The organism is Virgibacillus salinus, assembly GCF_900102415.1.
Lineage (GTDB): Bacteria > Bacillota > Bacilli > Bacillales > Amphibacillaceae > Lentibacillus > Lentibacillus subterraneus.
Map to the genome: position 1 here is coordinate 350058 of NZ_FNKD01000001.1, position 23722 is coordinate 373779.

At 38.4% G+C, this 23722-nt stretch carries 21 protein-coding genes; 12 read left to right on the plus strand and 9 right to left on the minus strand.

The features are described from left to right. Positions 1-18: 18 nt before the first annotated feature. From BLS02_RS01815 to BLS02_RS01825, 3 genes are all read right to left on the minus strand, one after another. Positions 19-477: a DinB family protein gene (locus BLS02_RS01815; RefSeq protein ID WP_092491249.1), complete on the minus strand. Its 459-nt coding sequence runs from the start codon at positions 475-477 to the stop codon at positions 19-21. A gap of 231 nt (positions 478-708) precedes the next feature. Further along, the gene (locus BLS02_RS01820) at positions 709-1281 is read right to left on the minus strand and encodes a DUF899 family protein (protein ID WP_175559419.1); all 573 of its coding nucleotides are present in this window, start codon (positions 1279-1281) and stop codon (positions 709-711) included. A gap of 146 nt (positions 1282-1427) precedes the next feature. After that, positions 1428-1841 carry a DUF4395 domain-containing protein gene (locus BLS02_RS01825; protein ID WP_092491251.1) on the minus strand — a complete coding sequence of 138 codons (414 nt, stop codon included), beginning with the start codon at positions 1839-1841 and terminating at the stop codon, positions 1428-1430. A gap of 186 nt (positions 1842-2027) precedes the next feature. On the opposite strand from BLS02_RS01825, the gene BLS02_RS01830 reads away from it, so the two are divergent. From BLS02_RS01830 to wrbA, 6 genes are all read left to right on the plus strand, one after another. Next, positions 2028-3113, plus strand: coding sequence for a carbohydrate kinase (locus BLS02_RS01830; RefSeq protein ID WP_092491252.1), 1086 nt, complete (start codon positions 2028-2030; stop codon positions 3111-3113). Beyond that, positions 3110-4024 (plus strand): pseudouridine-5'-phosphate glycosidase, encoded by a 915-nt coding sequence (locus BLS02_RS01835; RefSeq protein WP_092491253.1) that lies wholly within the window; start codon positions 3110-3112, stop codon positions 4022-4024. The genes BLS02_RS01830 and BLS02_RS01835 overlap by 4 nt, the downstream gene beginning before the upstream one ends. Positions 4025-4126: 102 nt before the next feature. After that, complete coding sequence (locus tag BLS02_RS01840; protein WP_092491254.1) at positions 4127-5131, plus strand: DUF3231 family protein; 1005 nt, start codon at positions 4127-4129, stop codon at positions 5129-5131. A 130-nt stretch (positions 5132-5261) separates the two neighbouring features. Continuing rightward, positions 5262-5828, plus strand: a complete 567-nt coding sequence (locus BLS02_RS01845; RefSeq protein WP_092491255.1) for a hypothetical protein — start codon at positions 5262-5264, stop codon at positions 5826-5828. 33 nt (positions 5829-5861) lie between these two features. Next, positions 5862-6287 (plus strand): RDD family protein, encoded by a 426-nt coding sequence (locus tag BLS02_RS01850; RefSeq protein WP_092491256.1) that lies wholly within the window; start codon positions 5862-5864, stop codon positions 6285-6287. A 263-nt stretch (positions 6288-6550) separates the two neighbouring features. Next, positions 6551-7159 (plus strand): NAD(P)H:quinone oxidoreductase, encoded by a 609-nt coding sequence (wrbA, locus tag BLS02_RS01855; protein WP_092491257.1) that lies wholly within the window; start codon positions 6551-6553, stop codon positions 7157-7159. A 67-nt stretch (positions 7160-7226) separates the two neighbouring features. Here the strand turns inward: wrbA and BLS02_RS01860 are convergent, their stop codons facing one another. Further along, on the minus strand, positions 7227-7991 hold the full coding sequence (locus BLS02_RS01860) for a C40 family peptidase (protein WP_092491258.1): 765 nt from the start codon (positions 7989-7991) through the stop codon (positions 7227-7229). A gap of 105 nt (positions 7992-8096) precedes the next feature. Between BLS02_RS01860 and BLS02_RS01865 the strand changes: the two genes are divergently transcribed. Beyond that, positions 8097-8300, plus strand: coding sequence for an SDR family oxidoreductase (locus tag BLS02_RS01865; protein WP_092491259.1), 204 nt, complete (start codon positions 8097-8099; stop codon positions 8298-8300). A 46-nt stretch (positions 8301-8346) separates the two neighbouring features. Here the strand turns inward: BLS02_RS01865 and BLS02_RS01870 are convergent, their stop codons facing one another. From BLS02_RS01870 to BLS02_RS01895, 5 genes are all read right to left on the minus strand, one after another. Then, a complete protein-coding gene (locus BLS02_RS01870) occupies positions 8347-9348 on the minus strand; it encodes an LLM class flavin-dependent oxidoreductase (RefSeq protein ID WP_092491260.1) in 1002 nt (333 codons plus the stop codon). Positions 9349-9705: 357 nt separating this feature from the next. Then, positions 9706-10113 carry a DUF6220 domain-containing protein gene (locus tag BLS02_RS01880; protein ID WP_092491262.1) on the minus strand — a complete coding sequence of 136 codons (408 nt, stop codon included), beginning with the start codon at positions 10111-10113 and terminating at the stop codon, positions 9706-9708. A 21-nt stretch (positions 10114-10134) separates the two neighbouring features. Then, a complete protein-coding gene (locus BLS02_RS01885) occupies positions 10135-10629 on the minus strand; it encodes a hypothetical protein (RefSeq protein WP_092491263.1) in 495 nt (164 codons plus the stop codon). A gap of 140 nt (positions 10630-10769) precedes the next feature. Then, positions 10770-11456 carry a response regulator transcription factor gene (locus BLS02_RS01890; protein WP_092491264.1) on the minus strand — a complete coding sequence of 229 codons (687 nt, stop codon included), beginning with the start codon at positions 11454-11456 and terminating at the stop codon, positions 10770-10772. Beyond that, on the minus strand, positions 11449-12891 hold the full coding sequence (locus BLS02_RS01895; RefSeq protein WP_092491265.1) for a sensor histidine kinase: 1443 nt from the start codon (positions 12889-12891) through the stop codon (positions 11449-11451). Before BLS02_RS01895 ends, BLS02_RS01890 begins: the two co-directional genes overlap by 8 nt. Before the next feature lie 352 nt (positions 12892-13243). Between BLS02_RS01895 and gltB the strand changes: the two genes are divergently transcribed. The 5 genes from gltB (at position 13244) to BLS02_RS01920 (ending at position 23712) form a co-directional block, all read left to right on the plus strand. Further along, positions 13244-17866: a glutamate synthase large subunit gene (gene gltB / locus BLS02_RS01900; protein WP_092491266.1), complete on the plus strand. Its 4623-nt coding sequence runs from the start codon at positions 13244-13246 to the stop codon at positions 17864-17866. A 554-nt stretch (positions 17867-18420) separates the two neighbouring features. Further along, positions 18421-19905 carry a glutamate synthase subunit beta gene (locus tag BLS02_RS01905; protein ID WP_092491267.1) on the plus strand — a complete coding sequence of 495 codons (1485 nt, stop codon included), beginning with the start codon at positions 18421-18423 and terminating at the stop codon, positions 19903-19905. Positions 19906-20200: 295 nt separating this feature from the next. Continuing rightward, a complete protein-coding gene (locus BLS02_RS01910) occupies positions 20201-20935 on the plus strand; it encodes a YveK family protein (RefSeq protein ID WP_175476687.1) in 735 nt (244 codons plus the stop codon). Then, positions 20925-21578 carry a CpsD/CapB family tyrosine-protein kinase gene (locus BLS02_RS01915; protein ID WP_245735965.1) on the plus strand — a complete coding sequence of 218 codons (654 nt, stop codon included), beginning with the start codon at positions 20925-20927 and terminating at the stop codon, positions 21576-21578. Before BLS02_RS01910 ends, BLS02_RS01915 begins: the two co-directional genes overlap by 11 nt. A gap of 307 nt (positions 21579-21885) precedes the next feature. Next, positions 21886-23712, plus strand: a complete 1827-nt coding sequence (locus tag BLS02_RS01920) for a polysaccharide biosynthesis protein (protein WP_092491270.1) — start codon at positions 21886-21888, stop codon at positions 23710-23712. Positions 23713-23722: the final 10 nt, after the last annotated feature.

The following is a 23722-nucleotide window of genomic DNA, read 5'->3' on the forward strand; positions in this document are numbered from 1 at the left end:
TAGAGAGGGGAAATACTGCTACTTATTCTCAATAACTCTTTCCATCGCATGGATTTGCCCTAGATGATTGGCCTCGTGATATGTTGTCATAACAGCCAATTCACCATATGTTTCATTACCCATCATTGGTTTTGGCAGAGTTTCATTGAATTTTTCCGGTGGTATTTCTTTAATGCGATCGAGTTGATCCGTTAATTGACTAATTAGCTCCTCGATTGATGGAACATCATCTGACCAATCGGCAGGATTTGTCCCATAAGCAAATAGTTCTTTGTAATGGGAAGGAAGATGCTGAGATTTTCTTGGGTAACCAAATAAAACTTGCTCCGTTACTGTTAGTACGTGACCGATATGCCAATGAATCGTGTTATTGAAACCAGCAGGCTGTATATCGGTAAGGCCCTTATCCAATCCGTCTATTTTCTTTAAAAAGGCTTTTCTCGTTTTATCAAACTGTGTATACATTAATTCATTCATGTACGTATCCTCCTCTTATTTAGTTAACCTAATTATACCAATTTGTTATCCAATCCTAAAACCTGAAACATTGCGAGGATAAATCCTTATTTGTGACCTATTGAGGAGATGCTTCATACTTAAATTAGAAAAATTTAATGAGGACTGTTTATCAAAAGCGGATGTAGGTGAAATAAGGGGTCTGCTTAGTGACAAGATAAATCCCCGCCGAACTCAGCAGGGATACTTCGATTAATATTCCTTTTTAGGGTGCCAGTCTGCTTCCTCTTCTGGTAAGAGATCCAAGAAGGACCACATACCACAGAAGTCATCGCCCGGACCGAAATGAGCCCTGGAATACTGATATATCGTGCCATCATCTTTCTTTTTTAAAATTGATACCCCAGGCTGTGGTGAACCTGGTTTTGGCTCAAAATCCAGTGATTGCTTGAAATCGGATCCTTCTGTTGAAATCAAGTGGAATTTCCAGTTTCTGCTTTTAGCAAATTCTGCCATCACAGAAGGCTTATCAGGTGATCCTAATACTACTGGTGCTACACTTTCCATATGGTGAAGAATTCCATTGATTTCATCAGCCCACAATGTACAATAATTACAGCCTTTACCCATATTTTGAATGACGAATAATGTTTTATGATCACCGAATAATTTGTTTAGCTGAACCTTCGTGCCGTCTGCCTCGCGCAGTTCATAATTAGTAATATATTTTTGCTCATCTTTCTTTCGCAGCTCCGCTAAAGCCCTTTTCTTTCTAAAAATCTCCTGTTCCAATTCTTTGATTTCCTGTTTGATTATTGTGGTCATATCGTTCATCCTTTCTACTAACTTAACAAACCTCATTTTGGAATAACGTAATAAAATTTCGCTATTTAAGAAGTTCGATGTGAGTCGTTAATTTCCTTCCAAAAAATAAAAACCCACCAATTTAAGGGGTGGGTGAAAAGCGAAGTTTATGGATGAGCGTTTGAACGTTTGTGCTTCCACATCATGTACCGGTATCGAATCGTGCAACCAATACAATAGCCCATTAAAGCCACTCCTGAGGCAGCTAAAACCATTAGGCTAAATACGAATCCAAGTACAGTTAAATTAACATAAAAGAACACAATTGACAGACCTAAGCAAACCGTAGCAATCCATTGATTGAAAAGCTGTTGTTCTTTATCCTCTTGTCTATATTCTTCAAAAGGTTTATGCAAAAACTTTTTACTGAACACAATAATCGGATTTTGTTTTGTTAGTAAAGTGTAAACACCAACAGCAAATGGTACAAGCAAGATCGCTGGTTGAATAATTATACCTAATAAAGCAGAAATCACAATAAATGCTTGATTGATCTGAACAAGTGGCTTTGGAATAGTCATGTTTATCCCCTTCCTTCTTAAAACATATTATACACAGTTGTTTACTCGGAATAAAGTGTTTTGCGTAAATTGGTGTATCGCCTATTGATCACTTATTAGTCCTCTCCTTGACTGCAACAAAACTTATGAGTACACTATAAACAAATGTTTATTAAATTAACAAAAGTTTAGAGATGAGGTTTCTGTATGAATGAAAATGAACAAAAAATTTACGATTTAATAAAGAAAAATGCATACATATCCCAACAGGAAATGGCGAATGCACTTGAATTATCACGTCCTTCAGTAGCTAATCTTATTTCAGGGCTAGTGAAAAAGGGATACATCAGGGGTAAGGCATATGTGCTGAATGATTTAAAACAGATTGTGTGTGTTGGAGGTGCCAATTTAGACCGTAAAGTTTATGTCAAAGATAGTATTCAATTGGGGACTTCTAATCCTATTCGTTCAACAAAAAATGCAGGTGGTGTGGCGCGTAATATCGCTGAAAACCTGGGGAGGCTAGGTATGGATGCAAGATTACTTACAGTCAGCGGATCGGACTCAGAGTGGAACTACATTGCAGAGCAATCACTTCCATATATGAATCTAGAAGATGTTACTCATTTCTCAAATGCTACTACCGGATCATATACTGCTGTACTGGATGATACGGGTGGACTCGTCCTGGGTCTAGCTGATATGGACGTTTTTGATTTAATGATTCCAGAATGGATTCAACAACATGTGTCACTATTGCAACAGGCAAAATGCATTCTTGCTGATCTTAATTGTCCCAAAGATACACTTCAATTTCTATGCAAATTTGCCAAGAGTCGTGATATACCACTTATACTGGTAGCTGTATCAGCACCAAAAATGAAGCATATTCCAGATACACTTGATGGGCTGAACTGGATGATAACAAATCTTGACGAGTCAAATGCATTCTTTAATTGTGATCTTACACCAAGTGAAGTTGTTGAAAAGTGGCTTGCATTAGGTGTAGAAAATGTAGTAATTACAAAGGGAAAAGAAGGAGCAGTTGTTGGAAATAAAGCGGAAGAGATCTATCATGTACCGGCGATTGAAACAAGGGAGATTATTGATGTGACAGGAGCGGGAGATGCCTTCTCATCCGCTGTTGCTTATGCATGGCTGGAAGGTAAAAGCCTGATAGACATTACAAAGGCCGGGATTGCCAATGCAACGAAAACACTGCAAACAGATTACACGGTTCGCCGTGACTTGACGGCATTACAATTACAAGAAGACATGGAGGAGTTATCATGAAAAACTATATTAAATTATCTGAAGAGGTCCGCACAGCAAAAGAGCAAGGAAAACCTATCGTAGCACTGGAGTCAACAATAATTTCGCATGGAATGCCATATCCCCAAAATGTCAAGACGGCTCGTGAAGTTGAACAAATTATTCGTGATCATGGAGCAGCACCGGCGACCATTGCCATTCTGGATGGGAAAATCAAAATAGGCTTAAGTGATGATGAACTTGAGAATTTTGGCAGTAGTAAAGATATTGCAAAAACTTCCCGCCGTGATTTGCCTTTTTTATTAGCTACTGGCAAAAAGGGTGCAACGACAGTGGCTGCGACAATGATTTGTGCTGAAGCAGCTGGTATCAAAACGTTTGTGACAGGTGGTGTTGGTGGTGTTCATCGTGGAGCGGAAACATCAATGGATATCTCAGCAGACCTTGAGGAACTCGCAAAAACGAATGTAGCTGTTGTTTGTGCAGGGGCAAAGTCGATCCTGGATCTTGGTTTAACAATGGAATATCTTGAAACAAAAGGGGTTCCTGTAATGGGGTATCAGACAGATGTGCTTCCGGCATTTTACACACGGACAAGCCCATTTCCGGTAAATATTCGAATAAACGAGGCGGAGACAGTCGCTGCTACATTAAAGGCAAAATGGGATTTAAATTTGTCTGGTGGAGCTGTAATTGCAAATCCGATTCCAGAAGAATATGCAATGGATGAAAAAGACATTACCGCAGTAATTGAAACGGCGTTGGAGGAAGCCCGAGAAAATTATGTCTCCGGAAAGGATGTAACGCCTTTCTTGTTAGGTAAAGTAAAAGAATTAACCGATGGCAAGAGCTTAGATGCCAACATTGCGTTGGTGAAACATAATGCGCATGTTGGAGCGGAAATAGCAGTAAAATTAGCGGAAATGGAATAGTCATGTAAACATGTTTTCAAAACCTTCTGTTCACAATCGTTAAATCCAAAAAAGTCTCATATTTAATACTGTTTTAGTAAATGGTATTAATGAGGTGAAGATATGAATAAGGAAAAATTAAAACTCACATCCTCCGAAATAGGATCATTGTGGGGACAGTATATGAACGGAACGATGACAGATATCATAAATCGCTATATGCTCTCGATTATCGAGGATAAGGCCATAAAAGCCATCTTTCAGGGTGCTATTAATACTTTTGCTAAACAAAAGAAACAACTAGTATTTTTTATAGAGAACGAAGGGTTTCCAGTGCCAATTGGATTTAATGAATCTGACCTTAATAAAGGTACGAAGAGATTGTTCAGTGATATTTTTTGTCTGAATTATTTACATATCATGACTATACATGGTTTAGTTGGTCACACAACTTCATTTGGAATCGCCGTTAGAGAGGATTTACGGTATTTTTATGATTCATGTGATACTGATGGAAAAAAGATGTACCATCAAACAATTGATTTATTACTTAAAAAAGGAGACTTTCAGAGAGATCCGTACTGTTATCCTGGAGAATCCCCGGAATTTATTACGACCAAAGATTTTACGGATGGATTTTTTGGAAAAGGAAGGCGTTTAGCTTCAACAGAAATCATAGGTATGTCACTTAATATTAAAAAAAGCATTTTAGCCAAGACGCTTTGTGTTGCATTCAGTCAGGTTGCTAAATCAAAAGATGTGAGAAAGTTTATGACTGATTCCCAAAAAATTGCTGAGGCTAACATAAAATCTTTCTCAAAAATTTTGGACGAAGAGAATTTATCGGTTCCGAAGTCTTGGGAGACAGAGGTAACAACTTCAACTGAATCTCCTTTTTCCGATAAATTACTGATGTATCATATTGGCTTTTTGTCACAAGTTGCACAGGGTTATTATGGTAAGGGCTTAGCCTCAGCCATGCGAACAGATATTTTAACCGCTTATGAACGTGTTATTTTAAGAAATCTTAGGGTAACTCAAAAATGGTATAAAATTATGGTGGAAAATAAGTGGCTGGAGCAACAGCCGCTTGTACCGAATAGACAAGAACTTTCGAGAGAAAAGTAATAAAGAAACTAATATGGCTGATAAATCTTTAAGATTTGTTAGCCATTTTTTAGTTTACATCATATTCTGAATATTTGTGTTAAACTTACTATAAAGGTTGTGCTAGATGTCAGTTAAGGTGGTAGATTTGATGAGAAGTAAAGTTTTTATTAGTGTCATTGTTGTTGTTATGTTTGTAATTATTGTAATTTTCACTACCAGTGAAGAGGATAAGGTTGCAACTTTTGAATCACAGAAGGTAATGACAAGCAGGGCAATTGATGTGGCTAGAGATTTTAAGACGGAGCAATTTACGATTGATTACGATGAAAGTTCTGATTACCTTGGTTACGACAGTCTGCCCGACAGGCGGAAGCAAGCGGAGGAAAAGTATAGTATGTATGTTACAGAATCTCATATGACAAAAATCTTGATGACGGCATTAGACACCATTGCCCCCAATCTAGCTCAGGATTCAAAAAGTCATTTGTCAGTTAAGGATATTTCGTTTGAAATTGGCAATATGGAAACAGAATCAGAAGTAAGCCTTGACTATGACATTGAAATTGAATTTGAACGAATTAATCAGGAAGGTAAGAAGGAAATTATATCAAATTTTGGACAAATCCGTGTCATCAAAACGGATGAAGGTTGGAAAGTGAATAAGGATATTCAACGAATGGAAGGTCTGCATGAGGTGAGAAAACAATTTAACTAAACAAAATTCTTTGTGCATTTAAGGAGTGGATGTATGGTGGTTAGTAATCCAGCCGGGTTTCAGAATAGATTTGGAGCAAGGATTGCAGATTTAATCATTATATTTCTAACAGGAGGCATCATTTCATTAATTTCATATGGTCAGTTTTTTTATAGTGAATCATTTAATCTAATTGAAATACTAGGACCACTGTACACATTGTTATTACCAGTTAGCTGGTATGGATATACACTGGGAAGACGTTTGTATGGGAACCGTATTGTCAGAGTAGATGGGAGAAAAGTAGGTTTAGGGACCATGTTATTAAGAGTCATTGTAGCAGGTATGGCCTATGCATTTACATTAGGAATTGGTTTAATTGTAAGTGCCTTTATGATTGGTATTAGGGAAGATAGTCGTTCAATTCATGACTTTATAGCTGGAACGTATGTGACATACGATCCTCCGGGAAAGTCATAATTTTAATTAATTCACAAAAAATAGCTCAGTTAGTGCTGGGCTTTTTTTGTGAACTGTTTTCGGACTTTCAAAGTTGACATTATTAGTAATTCAAGATAATATAGTTACATAAAGTAAGTTAGTAATAAAATGTTACTTTAAAACTCTTTAATAATAGAGGAGTGTTTGATACAAAATATAGAAGTGAAAGGATTGAGGAAAGTCAATATGGGTTTTTAGAGAAAATATTAGGTAAAAAATCAACTACAAAGGAGACAAATAACATGGCAAACGTAAACCTAGCAGTTATTTATTACAGCTCTACAGGAACAAACTATCAAATGGCTCAATGGGCAGAAGCGGCAGCAGCAGAAGCAGGTGCTGAAGTAAAACTAGTCAAAGTACCTGAACTTGCGCCGGAAGAAGCAATTGCTTCTAACCCAGCATGGAAAGCTCATGCTGAGGCAACCAAAGACGTCCCAGAAGCAACTTCAGAAGATGTTGAGTGGGCAGATGCAATTATCTTTAGTGTGCCAACTCGTTTTGGAAACCTTCCTGCTCAAATGAAACAGTTCATCGATTCACAAGGTGGGCTGTGGGCTTCAGGCAAAACTGTTAACAAAGTAGTAAGCGGAATGACATCTGCACAAAACCCTCATGGGGGACAAGAGGCAACAATGCTTAACTTATATACTTCCATGATGCATTGGGGTATGATCATCGCAACCCCTGGATACACTGACCCTGTATTATTTGGGGCTGGTGGTAATCCATATGGAACAAGCGTTTCTGTCGACCAGGACGGTAACATGATCGAAGAGGTAGAAGGTGCGGTTAAGCATCAGGCAAAACGAACCGTAGATATTGCAACACGCATCAAATCAGGAAGCTAATTTCAACTTTAAGAAGCCCTTCATTCGTAGTTAAGTACGAATGGGGCTTTTTTTAACCGGGAAGGCCCTACAAGTCTATTTTAAAGCCGAATTCTGGGTGTTTATAAATTTGTTTAAAGCGACTGTCATTTTGAAGGGTTGTAGCAAGGTCCTCTGGTGCGAAAAGGAAGAAGTCATTATTAAATGCTATATTAGCTCCTTGATAATAGCTATGCCAGACAAGCTTTGAACAGTAGAGACCTGTCTCCAGATCTTCTAATGGGATTTGGTTGCTGAATGTGAAGGGCGGAACAGCTAATCCATTATCCAATTTATCATTGTAGCTCTGCAGGAATTCTTCAGCAAAATTAGCTGCTTTATTTCCTGAATCTGATTCTTTACTTCGATAATGAACATGGATTGGATGGATAGTTAGGAACTCGTCAATTGGACTTTTTTTAACCTGAGGATGGGAGGTTACAGCTTCAATAATAGAGTCTTGATCAACTACTATAGCGGAGTGTCCCATATATCCTGGCGGCAGGAAATCTCCATAATTATCACTGGCACATAAGATGTCGCCAGGTTTGAAAATCCTACCAACTGTATCGCCTTCAGGCTGTCTGAAATTAGGGGAAAAGACTGTAGAATGTTTGTAGCCACTAGAAAATATACAAACAATTGTTAGTAGCTGTACATTCCTGTTTTGCAATCGAATCACAGGTGAGGGTGAATATGTTCTAACTAATTGGTTGCCACGATACACTTGAATACATTCAATTGGATAATTTAAATCTATATAAATGTTGATCTTATTACCATCAGTGAATCCTGATGTAACAGAATTTTCCATAGAAAACACCTCTATATGCTTTTAATACAACATATAGGTGTCCGTCTGTAATTGTGCTTAAATGAATGGATATTTTACAGGTAAGAAAGTAGTAAATCCTTTCTTATGGATATATGCACAACTATAAATCGCCAAAATCGCATAAATGCCAGCTGTTCAGGCTTTGCAGAATTGCTGAATGATACTCCAGCAGGCCGCGCAGCAAAGCCGGAGGAAATTGCTTATTTATCTGTATTTTTAGCAAGTGATAAATCAGATTTTATCCATGGAGCACCAATCAAAATTGATGGTGGGTGGACAGTTAAATGATATATTAAAATGCCCCTCATGTAATAGTGAGGGGCATATTATCTTTCTAGTCCATCAGTTCTCCAACGATTTCATAAGAACGTTTCCGGGCTTCCTGGTCAAAAATTTGTGAGTTGATAATCATTTCATCAGCTTGGGTTTCTTCCAGGAACTTTTCGAGTCCTTGTTTTACAGTTTTCTTGCTTCCGACAATGGTTGAGCGGGAATTGATTGATTGTTCGACTGCAGCTTTTTCCATTTCGGTCCAAACGCTGTCAATATCATCAATTGGACGTTGCAATTTTGTAGGTTTTCCTTGTCTTATACTTAGGAATTGTTGTTGCTGTGATGTTGCTAAGTACTCTGCTTGTTCATCTGTGTCGGCAGCAATTACATTTACGCCAACCATTGCATAAGGTTTTGCTAATGTATCAGATGGTTTAAAATTGTCACGATAAAGATTCAAAGCTGGAATCGTGTAATCTGGTGCGAAGTGACTTGCGAAAGAAAATGACAAGCCTTTTTTTGCAGCCAGTTGTGCACTGAATCCACTTGAGCCTAATAGCCAAATTGGAATATTTAATCCTTCGCCTGGAACAGATCTGACTCTGGCAGTTCCCTCAAAATATGCTTCAAGCTCATCAACTTGTAATGGGAAGTCCTCCACACGTTGATTCAACGTACGACGCAAGGCATATGCTGTAGCTTGATCACTTCCGGGTGCACGCCCTAAGCCGAGATCAATTCGCCCCGGATACATGGATTCAAGTGTGCCAAATTGTTCTGCGATAACTAATGTTGCGTGGTTTGGTAGCATAACACCACCAGCGCCGACACGCATGTGATTGGTTGCACCAGCGATGTGTCCGATTATTACTGACGTTGCTGAACTCGCAATCCCAGGCATGTTGTGATGTTCTGCAAGCCAGAAACGGTTAAAGCCATATTTTTCAACACTTTGAGCAAGGTCGACACTATTTTTAAAAGATTCCGATGGATTGCTACCTTCCAATACAGGGGCAAGATCCAATACGGATAGCGGTATATTGTTAAATGTTTTTTTAGTCATGTTATTCACTCCTTATTGAGAAATGATACGACGATAATAACAGAACGTCCAATTATTAGCTTTAACAAGCTCCTCTTTTTCTATAAAAAAAGCCATCAAAAGTTCTTAACTTTTGATGGCAACTTTTTAATGTTTTAAGGTTTCCTTTATCTCCTTATACTCCTCTATACTAACCTCGCCTTTAGCGAGTCGATTATCCAAGGTTGCCATTGCGTTGGGGGTACTACTATTATAATAGCACCTCTCACTGTTTCTGCGCTTCCAGATGATAATATTTGTAATGAATAATGTGATTAGCATTATAAAGAGAAAAAAACCGAATGGATGAAAATATTCTCCATACATAATGATCAACTCCTATAGTTTCTTATTTTTTTGTATCAATTTCATAGTTGCTTTTACAGTAACAAGCGATCTCCAGAATAATACCATTGCTATGACTGGGTGGATTGCGGCTACAAAGGGTGCGCTTGCAGTTAACTGTGTTGTCACATATTGCATAATGATTAAGAGGTAAAGACCGGCATAATCCCACCGTATTTTTTTAGGGACACTTACAAAGAATGAAAGAATCAGCATGATAATTGGAGTAAATTCAAAGTAATGAATGAAAGTTGTATGCAGCTCCCAATTACCATAATTAACAAAGGTTGCAATGCCAGCAAGAAATACCTGAATAACTACGCAAATGAAAAATAACTGGGAAATTACTGCTAAGATTCCTCGAACTATACGATTGGTACTCGAAAGTGTTTCAGTTTTCATGAATTCCCTCCTTTTTTATATTCATTTAGAAACCGTAGTATGCCTTCCCCATGGCTTAAAGACAGATAGTCCAAACATGAGAAGTAGTGAAATGAGTTGAATGATTATCCCTATCCAAAGCTCTGCCTGTACGATGAAAATATCTGCGCGTGCGCCTGAAGATTCAATCAACTCAAATGCTTGTAATGTCCAGTAGTACATTCCCCACAAATTTAACGCGAATATTGGAATTGTTAATAACTCTTTTGCGATAATCCAATAAAATTTAAATAGCCCCCATTTTGTCCAGATAGAAAGAAGGATGCCGGTGATAATCGTTCCGAATGTCGATGCTTTAACGGAAGTTTTGGATAATAAATGCATGACTTGGTAACTGCTTTCGATAAGCTGTCCATTCTCGGAATTGGCTATGGTTATACTCAATAGCAAGAAAGTTACCATATTACCTAGCATGATTGCCGCAAACAGGATATGGGCAGTTAATAACCACCTTTTAGGCGTAATGGATAGTTTCATTTTTTCACCACCTCGTAAGGAAATGTTCTGCTATTCTAATGTAACAAGCAGATATAAACCCTTACTAAAGCATTTGTAAACTTTTTATAAACATCTGATGAAAAAAAAGAAACAAAAAAAACCACCCGTAACGGAATGGTTTAGCCTTTAAATCGATATCCGGATCCCCACACTGTTTGAATAAATTGTGGATTAGCTGTATCCTTTTCAATCTTCTTGCGTATTTTTTTCACATGAACGATTACGGTCGCTGTGTCACCCATGGATTCGATTCCCCATATTCTTTCAAATAAGTGCTCTTTACTAAAAACCTGGTTTGGGTGCTTAGCCAGGAATGTTAATAAGTCGAATTCACGAGTGGTAAATGGAACTTCCTTTTCGTGGATAAAGACTTGTCGGGATGCTATATTTATTCGAAGTCCGCTTTTATGAATATCCTCGGTAGTGTCATTGGTCTTAATCAAGCGTTCATATCTGGCTAAATGCGCTTTTACTCGTGCCACCAATTCGCTGGGACTGAACGGTTTTACAATATAATCATCAGCGCCAAGTCCAAGGCCGCGTACCTTATCAATATCTTCATCCTTAGCTGTAACCATGAGGATAGGAATATTGGAATTTATGCGTATTTTTTTGCATAATTCAAAACCACTTATATTAGGAAGCATTAGATCTAGTAAAATAAGATTGAAGTGCTGTCGCGATACAGCTTCTAAACCGGTTTCTCCATCTGAAGCAATTACGACTTCAAAACCTTCTATTTCAAGGTAATCCTGTTCCAATTCTGCAATGCTCTTGTCATCTTCAATGATTAATATCCTACGCATGTTTATCACCTTCAGTTTTATTAAGGGTAAAGCAAATAGTTAATCCCCCATTTTGAGGGCTTGTAGCACTGATTGTACCACCATGAGCTTTAATAATTTGTGAAGCTATCGCAAGACCAAGTCCACTTCCCCCTTTATTTCGTGATGGATCTGTTTGGTAAAATCGGTTAAAAATGTTGGCAAGGTCTACTTCCGAAACCCCTGGACCGTTATCACTAATACGTACTTCAACCATATTGCCAAGATCCTTAAGTGAAATTTTTATGATGCTTTCGCTTTTATCGATGTATTTTATACTGTTGTAAATAATATTGTTCATTACACGAATGAGTTTGTCTCTATCCAATGAAACAGTTGTTTGCGAAACTGCATTCTCGTTAAATGTTAATTGAACTTTGTTGTCCATAAGTTCTGGCTTCATTTCTTCCAGATAATCTTTCACAAATGCTTTAATATTTACTTCCTCAAAATGGAACTGAAGGCTTTTTACATCCAGTTTGGAATATAGGGATAGTTCTTTAATCAACATATCCATATATTCAGCTTTGGCATGTATGGTTTCCAAATACCTTCCTCGTTTTTCTTTTGTATTGGCAACACCATCCTGTATCCCCTCCACGTAGCCCATTATTGAAGTGATAGGGGTTTTCAAATCATGTGAAATATTAGCAATCAATTCTTTACGGTTATTTTCATATTTATCACGTAGCTCCATTGACTCCTTCAATTGTAATCGCATTTCATCAAAAGATTTAACCAATTCACCTAACTCATCCTTGCTTACTGGTTTGACAGAAAAATCAAGATTTCCATTGCGGATATTTGCTGCAGCATTTGATAGTTGACGAACCGGTTTTAGGATGCCTTTAGACATAAAATAAGATAAGAGCACATTAGTAAGGATAAGCAGGAGTATTAAACTAATAAATAATATCGGAAAAAATGTTCTGGCAAATTGTGCGAATGATGAAGATTCACTTAATAGAAAAATAGAACCCTCTGTGCCATTGTCAAAATAAAAATCATACTGCTTAATGGTATATTTATCATGTCCAAACGGAGGTCTGGTGTTGAACTCATTTTTACCAAATTGTGGAAGATCGTGATATGAGATATCTCCTATACGATTCGACGTGTAAGAAAGCTCTGAACCCTTACGAATAACTATTCCGCTTTCATCGCCTTCCAGCTGGTTTGTTAGCGATTGGAGATAGGCAGGGTCATCTAATTTACCCTGTTCCAATGATGCCGTTTTTTTTAAGCTATTAAAAGTTTCTATATCATTTTCTTCCATCGAATTCCATCCTCCTTTCTGGAATTGATTAAAACCGCCACTAATGACGATGTTTAATAAAATAACGATAACTATTATAAAAATGATTGGCATAACAATCATTGCTGCATTTGATATAAAAAGCCGTTTACGTATTGACATAATATCCACCTTCAGTTGTTATATTCTTTAGCATAACGCAAAAATCTAAACAAGTTCTAAAAAAATCTAAACTTTTTATAAAAAAATTTCAATTTTAGTCACATTTACTCTTAATCCCTTGTCAGTAATGCATTAAAGGTGCATAAAAAGTTTTGTAAATACTAGAATGACAGCGTTTACAAGCAACCATTTTGTATACTAATGTATGTAAATAACTTATCTGAATTTTGAGTTAAAAATGTATTTATGATATACTGAAGGACACCGTTTTAAAAGAAAGTTGATCCCGGCTTGGTAAATATCGAACAAAAACCGGGGAATAAAGGCACCACAAAAGAGAGGAGTTGTTGTGATGACAAGAACTAAAAATGGATTTCCTGAAGCGCAGGGACTGTATCATCCTGATTTGGAACACGAAGCATGCGGTATTGGGATGATTGCAAATATAAATGGCAAAAAGACACATAACATCGTACAAAATGCGATAAACATTCTGTGTAATTTAGAGCATCGTGGTGGTCAGTCAGCGGACACAAGTACAGGTGATGGTGCTGGTATACTTACACAGATTCCTCACCGATTTTTCCAAAAGCAATGTGAAAAAGAAAATATCACTTTACCTCAAGCTGGTGAATATGGCATTGGGATGACTTTTCTCCCGCAAGACCGTGAGACTAGACTAAAGAGTAAGGAGATATTTGAAAATATTATTCGCGAAGAGGGCCAAACCTTTCTGGGCTGGAGACCTGTACCAATAAACGAATCCTTCATTGGAAAAGTTGCGGCTAAGCGTAAGCCGTTTATCCGTCAGGTGTTTATTCAGAAATCAGATGACCTGACTGATCAAATGGCATTTGAACGTAAACTATATGTAATTCGTAAACGGGTGGAAAAGGAACTTGCCAGTCTAACAGGATTTGAGGACGTTTACGTTAGCAGCTTATCAACCCGCACAATTGTGTATAAGGGTATGCTTATTCCTGAGCAGCTGGATTCCTTCTATATTGATTTAAACCATCCGAATTTTAAATCCGCGTTAGCATTAGTACACTCTCGCTTTAGTACGAACACCTTCCCAAGCTGGAAACGGTCACATCCAAATCGATATACCATTCATAATGGTGAGTTTAATACCTTACGAGGTAATGTAAATTGGATGCATGCACGTGAACAGCTTTGTTCATCAGAGTATTTTAGTGATGAGGATATAGAAAAAATATTGCCTGTTATTGATGATGATGGAAGTGACTCATCAATATTCGATAATACATTTGAATACTTACATTTATCAGGTCGTTCACTAGCCCATACTGCAATGATGATGGTGCCTGAACCATGGGCGAATGATGAAGCAATGAATCAGGAGAAACGTGATTTCTATGAATTTCATAGTACATTAATGGAACCGTGGGATGGCCCTGCAGCACTCGTATATACTGACGGCAATCAGATTGGTGCATGTTTGGACCGAAACGGGCTAAGGCCAGCACGTTATTATGTTACAAAAGGTGGCATGATTGTGCTTGGGTCAGAAGTAGGTGCTCTGGACATATTTGCTGATGAAGTCCTTTACAAAGAACGACTGCATCCAGGGAAAATGCTGCTTGTGGATTTGGAAAAAGGAACCATAGTACCAGATGAAGAAATTAAAATGGAAATTGCTGCTGAGGAGCCATATAAAGATTGGCTTACGAACATGAAAAATCTTGAGGATATTCCTGGAACTACAGTGCAGCAGCCATCGTATCGTGAGGATTCATTATTAGAGCAACAGCTAGCGTTTGGCTATACACGTGAAGAATTAAATAAAATTATCAAGCCACTTGTCAGTGATGGAAAAGATCCGATTGGTTCAATGGGCTATGATTCACCACTTGCTGTTCTTTCAAAAAAACCACAGCTTTTATATAACTATTTTAAGCAGCTATTTGCCCAAGTCACGAACCCGCCAATCGATGCGATCCGCGAAAAGATTGTAACGATGGCACAAACGACGATTGGTGCAGAGGGAGATCTGGTTAATCCGGGGCCGGAGAGTTGTAAGCATATAAGGTTAAAAACTCCTATTGTAACTAAGGACCAGTTGGAAAAGCTCCGTGCAGAGCATTTGCCTGGATTCAAAGCAGCAACGTTATCCACCCTTTTCGATGCAAAAAAAGGAAGTCTAGAGGGGTCGTTAGATGTTCTGTTTGAAAAAGCAGATGAAGCAATAGCTGATGGTTCGACGCTGCTTATATTATCCGACCGCGGTGTTAAAGAGGAAAAAGCTGCGATACCAGCGTTATTAGCCGTTTCAGGACTGCATCACTACCTGATTCGAAAAGGTATCAGAACTAAAGTTAGTCTATTAGTTGAATCAGGCGAACCGAGAGAGGTACATCACTTTGCAACGCTTATAGGGTATGGAGCAGAAGTGATAAATCCTTATTTGGCGATTGATACAATTGGTGATCTCGTTGAAAATAATGACATCGAAGCTGTTTCGTCTAAGCATGAAGCAATTGACCAATATATTGCTTCTGTTACAGATGGTATTATTAAAATTTTGTCCAAGATGGGAATCTCAACGATTCAAAGTTATCGTGGCGCACAGATTTTTGAAGCTGTCGGTATTCGGAGCGATGTGATAGATAAATATTTCACCCGAACAGCATCAAGACTTGGCGGTATAGGCTTAAAGACAATTGAACAAGAAGTACTATTACGTCATCAAGCAGCGTTTACTGAGAACCGTGGCGGCAACAAAGCTTTAACTGCAGGAGACGAGTTTCAGTTCCGAGGAGACGGCGAAGACCATCAATATAATCCGAATACAATCCATATGCTGCAGCATGCATGTCGGACGAACAGCTATGATACTTTCAAAAAATATTCTAAGCTGCTGACTGATGAACGAAACAATCTGCAATCACTTCGTGGATTAATGCGTTATAAAAAACAAACCTCGGTTCCGATTGAAGAAGTTGAATCGGTTGAAGCTATTTGTGCCAGATTTAAAACTGGTGCAATGTCATACGGAGCAATAAGTCAGGAAGCCCATGAAGCACTGGCAGTTGCTATGAACCGCATTGGCGGGAAAAGCAATTCTGGTGAAGGCGGTGAGGATCCAAATCGATTTACGCCTGATGCCAACGGTGATACTAGACGAAGCTCTATTAAACAGGTTGCATCTGGTAGATTTGGTGTGAATAGTCATTACCTTGTTAATGCAGATGAAATTCAAATCAAGGTCGCTCAAGGTGCCAAGCCTGGTGAAGGTGGACATCTTCCAGGCAAAAAAGTATATCCGTGGATTGCCGAGGTTCGTGGATCAACTCCTGGGGTTGAATTAATTTCACCGCCACCGCACCATGATATTTATTCAATTGAGGACTTAGCCGAGTTAATCCATAATTTGAAAAACACGAATCCAGATGCTCGGATTAGCGTTAAGCTTGTATCTGCTGTTGGTGTTGGAACGATTGCTGCTGGTGTAGCAAAAGGTCGTGCTGATCATGTGTTAATTAGTGGCTATGACGGTGGAACCGGTGCGGCTCCTAGAACTAGCCTTAAGCATACTGGGCTGCCATGGGAAATCGGACTTGCTGAAACCCATCAAACTCTTTTATTGAACGGTTTACGAGACCGTATCGCTGTGGAAGCTGATGGAAAAATGATGACTGGTCATGATGTTGTTTATGCGACATTGCTTGGGGCAGAAGAGTATGGGTTTTCAACAGCCCCACTCGTTGTACTAGGCTGTGTAATGATGCGAGTTTGTCATTTAGATACGTGTCCGGTAGGTGTGGCAACACAAAATCCGGAATTACGTAAAAAATTCACAGGCGAAGCAGAGCATGTTGCGAATTTTATGCGATTTATCGCACAGGAAACACGCGAAATCATGGCAGAATTAGGTTTTAGAACAATAAACGAAATGGTTGGTAACACCGATTCGCTCGAGAGAAATGAAAACATTGATCACTGGAAAGCAAAAGATGTTGACTTATCTGCGCTTCTTTACCAACCAGATCTGCCAGCAAAGGTTGGTAGATATAACAAGATAAAGCAAGATCACGGAATCGAGAAAACCCTTGATTACCAAGAACTCATTCCAAGCTGTCAGCGGGCAATAGACAATAAAGAGCCTGTTCAATTCACAACAGCGATTCGTAATATTAACCGGGTTACTGGTACGCTGCTGGGAAGTGAAATAACTCGTCGCTACGGTGAGGAAGGACTGCCAGAAGACACTATTGACTTGACTCTCAAAGGGTCGGCCGGTCAAAGCTTTGGAGGGTTTATTCCGCGGGGCATGACTTTACGCCTTGTAGGAGATGCCAACGACTTTGTTGGAAAAGGATTATCAGGTGGAAAGATTATTGTGCATCCTGATCCAGTTACAACTTTTCAGCCTAAAGATAATATTATTGTTGGAAATGTTGCCTTTTACGGAGCATCAGCCGGTGAAGCGTATATTGAAGGAATTGCTGGCGAACGTTTTTGTGTTAGAAATAGTGGTGCAAACGTAGTTGTAGAAGGAGTTGGCGGCCATGGTTGCGAGTACATGACTGGTGGGAAAGTAGTCGTATTAGGCCAAACTGGTCGTAACTTTGCAGCAGGCATGTCAGGTGGTGTTGCATATGTATTTGATGAGGAAGGCACGTTTAATGAGAATGTGAATCCTGAGCTGGTAAGTGTGGACCCACTGACTAATCAGTCAGAAATAAATGATATTAAAGAAATGATCGAACGGCATATTCTTTATACTGGAAGTAAGCATGCAAAACGAATTCTTGCTTATTGGGAGATATATGCAGGTCGTTTTGTTCGAGTTATCCCTAAATCGTACATTAAAATTCAAAATCGAATTCAAGAGCTGAAAAATAGCGGTTTAACGAAATTTGATGCTGAAATGAAGGCATTTGAAGAAAGTAAAAATGGAGTCAGTAAAATAAAAACGGAGATAGAAAAATTGGAACCCGTTATGAAGTGATATCGGTTAAAGTGCACATCGAATAATTGGTATTTCATAAAGGCTGTTTTGTAAAAGATAGTGTATTTGTCGCGAAAGATATAAACTGCGAAGTAATGTGGAAAAATAGTTGAGTGCTATGACACTGCTGTGGAAATACACTTCGCTTTCCGCGGGCGGCTGGTGAGCCTCTTCATGCTGAAGCATTTCAGAGTCTCACCTATGCCTATCCTCCCGCAGGAGTCTTCGTGTATTTCCGCCGCTGGATTTTGCTTACTATATCCTAAAAATTTACAGAGTGTATATTGAGATAGAAAAACTAGATTTCAAACCATTTAAACTAGCAGTTGGAATATGCGAGACTCCTGTGGGACAGCGATCCTAAGAGACCCCACAGTGAGCGTTCTTTGCGAGCGAGTATCCTCCAACTGCGTGGTTAGAGAACCACACTAAATACTACAATCGGTAATCCTAGTATGTGCCGTATTTTATATCAACTGCGGGGTTTAAATAGCAACAAAAGTTTATGAAAAGATCCTTACGAAAAGAATTTTCACAAAAGAAGGAGGAGTCTAATGGGGAAACAAACGGGATTTATGGAATATAGCCGTCAAGCACAAAAAGAACGTGATCCAGCCGAGCGTACCAAAGACTGGGTCGACTATACAAAGCCATTGTCTGAACAAGAAGTGCAGCAGCAAGGGGCACGCTGTATGGACTGTGGTGTCCCAACATGTCATACAGGAATGGAAATCAATGGCGTAACAACTGGTTGCCCTGTTTACCACCTTATTCCTGAATGGAATCATCTTGTTTATGAAGGTAAATGGAAAGAGGCATTAGAACGTGAACATGAAATGAATAATTTCCCTGAATTTACAGGAATCGCATGTCCTGCCCCTTGTGAAGGAGCATGTGTGTTAGGTATAAATGAACCACCTGTGGCAATTAAGACAATTGAGCGCTCGATTATCGAAAAAGGTTTCGACGAAGGATGGGTTGTGCCAAATCCTCCCGAGAAACGTACAGGTAAAAAGATTGCAGTTGTAGGCTCTGGTCCAGCTGGACTTGCTGCCGCTGCTCAGTTGAATAAAGCAGGACATACCGTTACGGTATTTGAACGCAGTGACCGTGTAGGTGGATTACTAACATATGGAATTCCTGAGATGAAACTATCATACGAGATTGTAAAACGCCGTGTGGATATTTTGGAACAGGAAGGTATAACATTTATAACAAATACCGAAGTTGGTAAAGATATAACAGTTTCTGAGCTTAAATCAGATTACGATTCTACTATTCTATGCGGTGGCGCTGCTGTTCACCGTGATATCGAGGTAGAGGGTAGTAAACTAAAAGGTGTTCACCGTGCGATGGATTTTCTGCACACAAATTCAAAAAGCTTGCTTGATTCTAATTTGACTGATGGTAACTATATTTCTGCTACTGATAAAGATGTTATTGTCATCGGTGGCGGTGATACTGGAACCGATTGTCTTGCTACGTCTGTACGTCACAACTGTAAGAGTCTTACACAGTTTGATATTTATGATAAAAAAGGCTCAACACGTGATGTGGAAACAAACCCATGGCCGCAATACCCAGTGATTCACCGAGTTGAGTACGGTCATAAGGAAGCAGCAAGCACGCTTGGTGAGGATCCTCGAGCATATGCAGTTATGACCAAGAAATTTGTTGGTGATGAGAATGGACATATTAAAGAAGTTCATACGGTCAACGTAAAACTTCGCTATGAAGGCGGGAAAAAGGTTCGTGACGAAATACCAGGCACTGAAAAAGTTTGGCCGGCCGATCTTGTTTTGATTGCAATCGGTTTTACCGGACCAGAACAGGACTTGCTGGATCAGCTTAATGTTGAACGAAGTCCAAATTCTACCATTAAAGCTGAATATGGTGAATACACAACAAACGTCGATGGCGTGTTCGCTGCTGGTGACATGCGCCGAGGTCAAAGCCTTATTGTATGGGCTATTAATGAAGGCCGGGAAGCTGCACGTGAATGTGATCGATATTTGATGGGCGAAACCGTATTGCCATAAAATAAAGCACTCCCCAATTGGGGGTGCTTTTTAATTGGGTGAAATAATTGATTAATAAGTAGGGAAAATACAAGCGTATGTTCTTTATTAAGTATTAATTAGCAAAAATTTAAATATAATTACCAAATAACTGTTGACTTGTTCATTATAAAGAACTAAAATAAGTATTAATCATATATATTATATCCTCATGAGCAAAGGAAATTTTTTTTGGAATAAATGTTCGTTATAAAGAATATAAATGTGCTTTATGCATATATATGTAATTCTATAAAAGATAGGGTGGCTGGTGCTATTGAGCAGATTAAAACAAAATCGATACATAGATCGAAGAACAGCTAAAGAAGTAAATTTAAAGGATTTTTTTATTCTAATTAAAAAGAGGTTTTGGATAATTGCATTAATTACTGTTATCACTACTTTAGCAGGGCATTTTTATATAAGTGCGAATAGCACTCCAATTTATAATACCTCAACGGATGTCATTATTGGCCCAGAAGCCGAGTCTATGAGCACGATTATGGTCATGGTTACAGATTCAATCGTTATGAATATGGTTAAGGAAGACTTAGGGTTATCACAGTCATCAGGAAATATTAAAAGTCAGATAGAAGTACAGAGAGTGGAAGATTCTCAGATTATTAATATATCTGTCACGAATACTGATCCGCAGTTAGCTGCTGCTATAGCAGATTCAACAGCAGTGGCATTTAAAAGCAGAGTAGCGAACATACTGAATTTTAATGACGTACAGATTTTAAATGAAGCGATGGTGAATGCTACTCCTATAAATGGGGGGCAAAATAAAACCGTCATCATTGCATTTGTATTTGGAATTATTGCTGGAACGGGATTGGTGTTTTTACTGGATTCAATGGATGACACAATCAATAAAGAACTTGAAATTGAGGAAGTATTAGGGGTGCATGTACTTGGAACTGTTTCCAATATGAATAAGAAGAAATTAACGGCCCAGCAAACAAAACATAAGCAACTTGAAATTAGAGGTGAAACAGTTGATGTTAAATAAAAGGACACAAACTGCTAACTTAAAAAAACAAAATCTAATCACATACACAAGATCAAACTCGATAATTTCTGACCAATTTAGAACAATCCGCACTAATATTAAATTTTTAACGGAAGAGAAAGAAAATAAGACTTTTCTTATGACATCTCCAGGATCAGGTGAAGGAAAAACAACATTAATAGCGAATCTGGCAGTTTCCATGGCACAGCAAAAGGAGAAAGTATTGTTAATCGATGCAAACTTGAGAAATCCGAATATCCATAATGTATTTAAAACATCGAATGAAATTGGGTTAACGGATGTACTTACTGGCAAAATATCGATTGAAGAGGCAACGTACATTCCGGGAATTGGAAAACTAAAGGTACTTACAAGTGGCTCTACACTGGTCAACCCTGCTGAATTACTAGGAAATGAGTTGATGATAGATCTTTTAAAGAAAGAAACAAGTGCTTATGATATGGTGCTGATCGACTCTCCGACTGTTTTAGACTTTACAGAAACCAGGATACTGGCAAATATGTGTGATGGCGTTGTTTTAATTTTACAACGTGGAAAGACGGGTATGGAGAAAGCCATTGAGGCACAAAGGGTTCTGGACCTAGCTCATGCAGAAATAGTAGGCGTGATTGTCAATAAGTAGTTATACAAATTTATTGGCAGTTGAGTCGATTTCATAAATACTATATTCATCATTAAGGCTTGGCGATAAGCCAGGTTTTCTAAACACAAAACGTTCTCTATTAAGAATGAAATTGCTATTTAAATTTGTTATTAAGAAATCTTGGTGATGTCTACTTGCCATTATCGATGTAGGCACTCGATCATGCTGTGGGTTTATCCAATATAAACCTTAGACGCCAGTCGTCGGTAGTGTGGTGTGAGGGCGGGTTAAATGCCCATACATACATAATTTAATTTTAAGGCCTTTAAAAGAAAGGAGGATATGTATGACATACCGGCAACGCTTATCTTTATTCATCATTATTGACTCGTGTATCGTATTATCAGCGATTTTTATTAGCAGCTTTCTTGTTAATGCAAGTATCTATGTTATTACTGTGCCGTTAATTGTAATTTCAATGGCAATATTGTTGTGTCACTATTTTTTATCCGTAAAATACAAACTCTACAAAAAAGTCTGGGAATATGCCAGTACAAAAGAATTATTAATAATCTTTAAGATAGTATCCTACTCCATTTTGTCCGCGGCTGTTATCCAATTTATTTTTCTAAACGATATTTCATTTAGACTTCTTGCCGTTACATGGCTGCTCGATATGTTTCTAATTGGCGGTTCAAGGTTTGTATGGAGATTATACCGTGACTCAGTAATGAATAAGCAGGACAATAAAATCAGGACATTAGTTATTGGGGCAGGTTCAGCTGGGACAATGGTTGCAAGACAGCTACTAAAACATAATGAGGGGAATCTATTACCAGTTGCATTTATCGATGATGATCTAAAGAAACATCAGCTTGATATCCTAGGTCTTCCCGTGGTAGGCGGGGTGAAACAGATAGCAGAATGTGTTAAAGAATTCGAGATTGATAATATCATCATTTCGATTCCCTCCCTTAGTAAGAAAGATTTAAATATCATTTTTCAGGAATGTGCTAAAACAAAAGCACAGACGAAAATCCTTCCATTATTGGAGGATTTAATAACAGGAAAAGTTTCAGTTAATCAATTTCGTGATGTTCAAGTAGAAGATCTTCTAGGGCGGGATCCTGTGGAAATGGATATCGAAAGCATTTCAGACAACATTAGGGATAAAGTTGTTTTAGTTACAGGTGCTGGTGGTTCTATAGGGTCCGAAATATCAAGACAAATTTCAGAATTTAATCCAAAGCAGCTTGTTTTACTGGGCCATGGTGAAAACAGTATCTATACGATTGAAATGGAGCTGAAAGAGAGCTTTAAAAAGGATGAAATTGATTTCGTAACAGAAATAGCTGATATACAGGATGCCGAGAAAATGTTGTCGGTAGTCAGTACATATAATCCTGACGTCATCTACCATGCTGCAGCACATAAACATGTTCCGTTAATGGAGCGTAACCCGGAAGAAGCAGTTAAGAATAATATTATCGGGACAACTAATATTGCTCATGCTGCACATTTAAATAATGTTGACACATTTGTAATGGTATCAACAGATAAAGCTGTCAACCCGACAAGTGTTATGGGTGCATCAAAGAGACTTGCCGAAATGGTCATTCAAGACATGGATCAAAATAGCAGTACAAAATTTGTTGCAGTGAGATTTGGCAATGTATTAGGAAGTCGTGGAAGTGTCATTCCACTATTTAAAAAGCAAATTGAAAAAGGTGGCCCGGTAACAGTGACCCATCCAGACATGGTTCGCTATTTCATGACTATCCCTGAAGCATCGAGATTGGTTATTCAGGCCGGCGCATTGGCAAGAGGTGGAGAGATCTTTGTTCTGGATATGGGAGATCCGGTAAAGATAGTCGAGCTTGCCAAGAATCTTATCAAACTATCCGGTAATTCAATTGATGAAATTGGATTAGAGTTCACTGGGATAAGGCCAGGTGAAAAGCTTTTTGAAGAGTTGTTAAAAGAAGATGAAGTAAATAAAAAGCAAGTGTACTCCAAGATTTATATCGGAAAAACCACAAGTGTTTATGTGGAAGATATTGAAGAAATCGTTTCAAGTTATACCAAATTTGAGAGAGAATTACTCAGGAAAAAATTAATAAATCTCGCAAATAATGATGTGGTTCAACAACAAAGAAAAGCTATTTCATTATAAAAGGCATAGA

Bases quoted from the DNA above. Each gene is read 5' to 3' on its own strand.
- BLS02_RS01815 (WP_092491249.1), bottom strand. From the start codon at position 477: ATGAATGAATTAATGTATACACAGTTTGATAAAACGAGAAAAGCCTTT.
- BLS02_RS01820 (WP_175559419.1), bottom strand. From the start codon at position 1,281: ATGACCACAATAATCAAACAGGAAATCAAAGAATTGGAACAGGAGATT.
- BLS02_RS01825 (WP_092491251.1), bottom strand. From the start codon at position 1,841: ATGACTATTCCAAAGCCACTTGTTCAGATCAATCAAGCATTTATTGTG.
- BLS02_RS01830 (WP_092491252.1), top strand. From the start codon at position 2,028: ATGAATGAAAATGAACAAAAAATTTACGATTTAATAAAGAAAAATGCA.
- BLS02_RS01835 (WP_092491253.1), top strand. From the start codon at position 3,110: ATGAAAAACTATATTAAATTATCTGAAGAGGTCCGCACAGCAAAAGAG.
- BLS02_RS01840 (WP_092491254.1), top strand. From the start codon at position 4,127: ATGAATAAGGAAAAATTAAAACTCACATCCTCCGAAATAGGATCATTG.
- BLS02_RS01845 (WP_092491255.1), top strand. From the start codon at position 5,262: ATGAGAAGTAAAGTTTTTATTAGTGTCATTGTTGTTGTTATGTTTGTA.
- BLS02_RS01850 (WP_092491256.1), top strand. From the start codon at position 5,862: ATGGTGGTTAGTAATCCAGCCGGGTTTCAGAATAGATTTGGAGCAAGG.
- wrbA (WP_092491257.1), top strand. From the start codon at position 6,551: ATGGCAAACGTAAACCTAGCAGTTATTTATTACAGCTCTACAGGAACA.
- BLS02_RS01860 (WP_092491258.1), bottom strand. From the start codon at position 7,991: ATGGAAAATTCTGTTACATCAGGATTCACTGATGGTAATAAGATCAAC.
- BLS02_RS01865 (WP_092491259.1), top strand. From the start codon at position 8,097: ATGGATATATGCACAACTATAAATCGCCAAAATCGCATAAATGCCAGC.
- BLS02_RS01870 (WP_092491260.1), bottom strand. From the start codon at position 9,348: ATGACTAAAAAAACATTTAACAATATACCGCTATCCGTATTGGATCTT.
- BLS02_RS01880 (WP_092491262.1), bottom strand. From the start codon at position 10,113: ATGAAAACTGAAACACTTTCGAGTACCAATCGTATAGTTCGAGGAATC.
- BLS02_RS01885 (WP_092491263.1), bottom strand. From the start codon at position 10,629: ATGAAACTATCCATTACGCCTAAAAGGTGGTTATTAACTGCCCATATC.
- BLS02_RS01890 (WP_092491264.1), bottom strand. From the start codon at position 11,456: ATGCGTAGGATATTAATCATTGAAGATGACAAGAGCATTGCAGAATTG.
- BLS02_RS01895 (WP_092491265.1), bottom strand. From the start codon at position 12,891: ATGTCAATACGTAAACGGCTTTTTATATCAAATGCAGCAATGATTGTT.
- gltB (WP_092491266.1), top strand. From the start codon at position 13,244: ATGACAAGAACTAAAAATGGATTTCCTGAAGCGCAGGGACTGTATCAT.
- BLS02_RS01905 (WP_092491267.1), top strand. From the start codon at position 18,421: ATGGGGAAACAAACGGGATTTATGGAATATAGCCGTCAAGCACAAAAA.
- BLS02_RS01915 (WP_245735965.1), top strand. From the start codon at position 20,925: ATGTTAAATAAAAGGACACAAACTGCTAACTTAAAAAAACAAAATCTA.
- BLS02_RS01920 (WP_092491270.1), top strand. From the start codon at position 21,886: ATGACATACCGGCAACGCTTATCTTTATTCATCATTATTGACTCGTGT.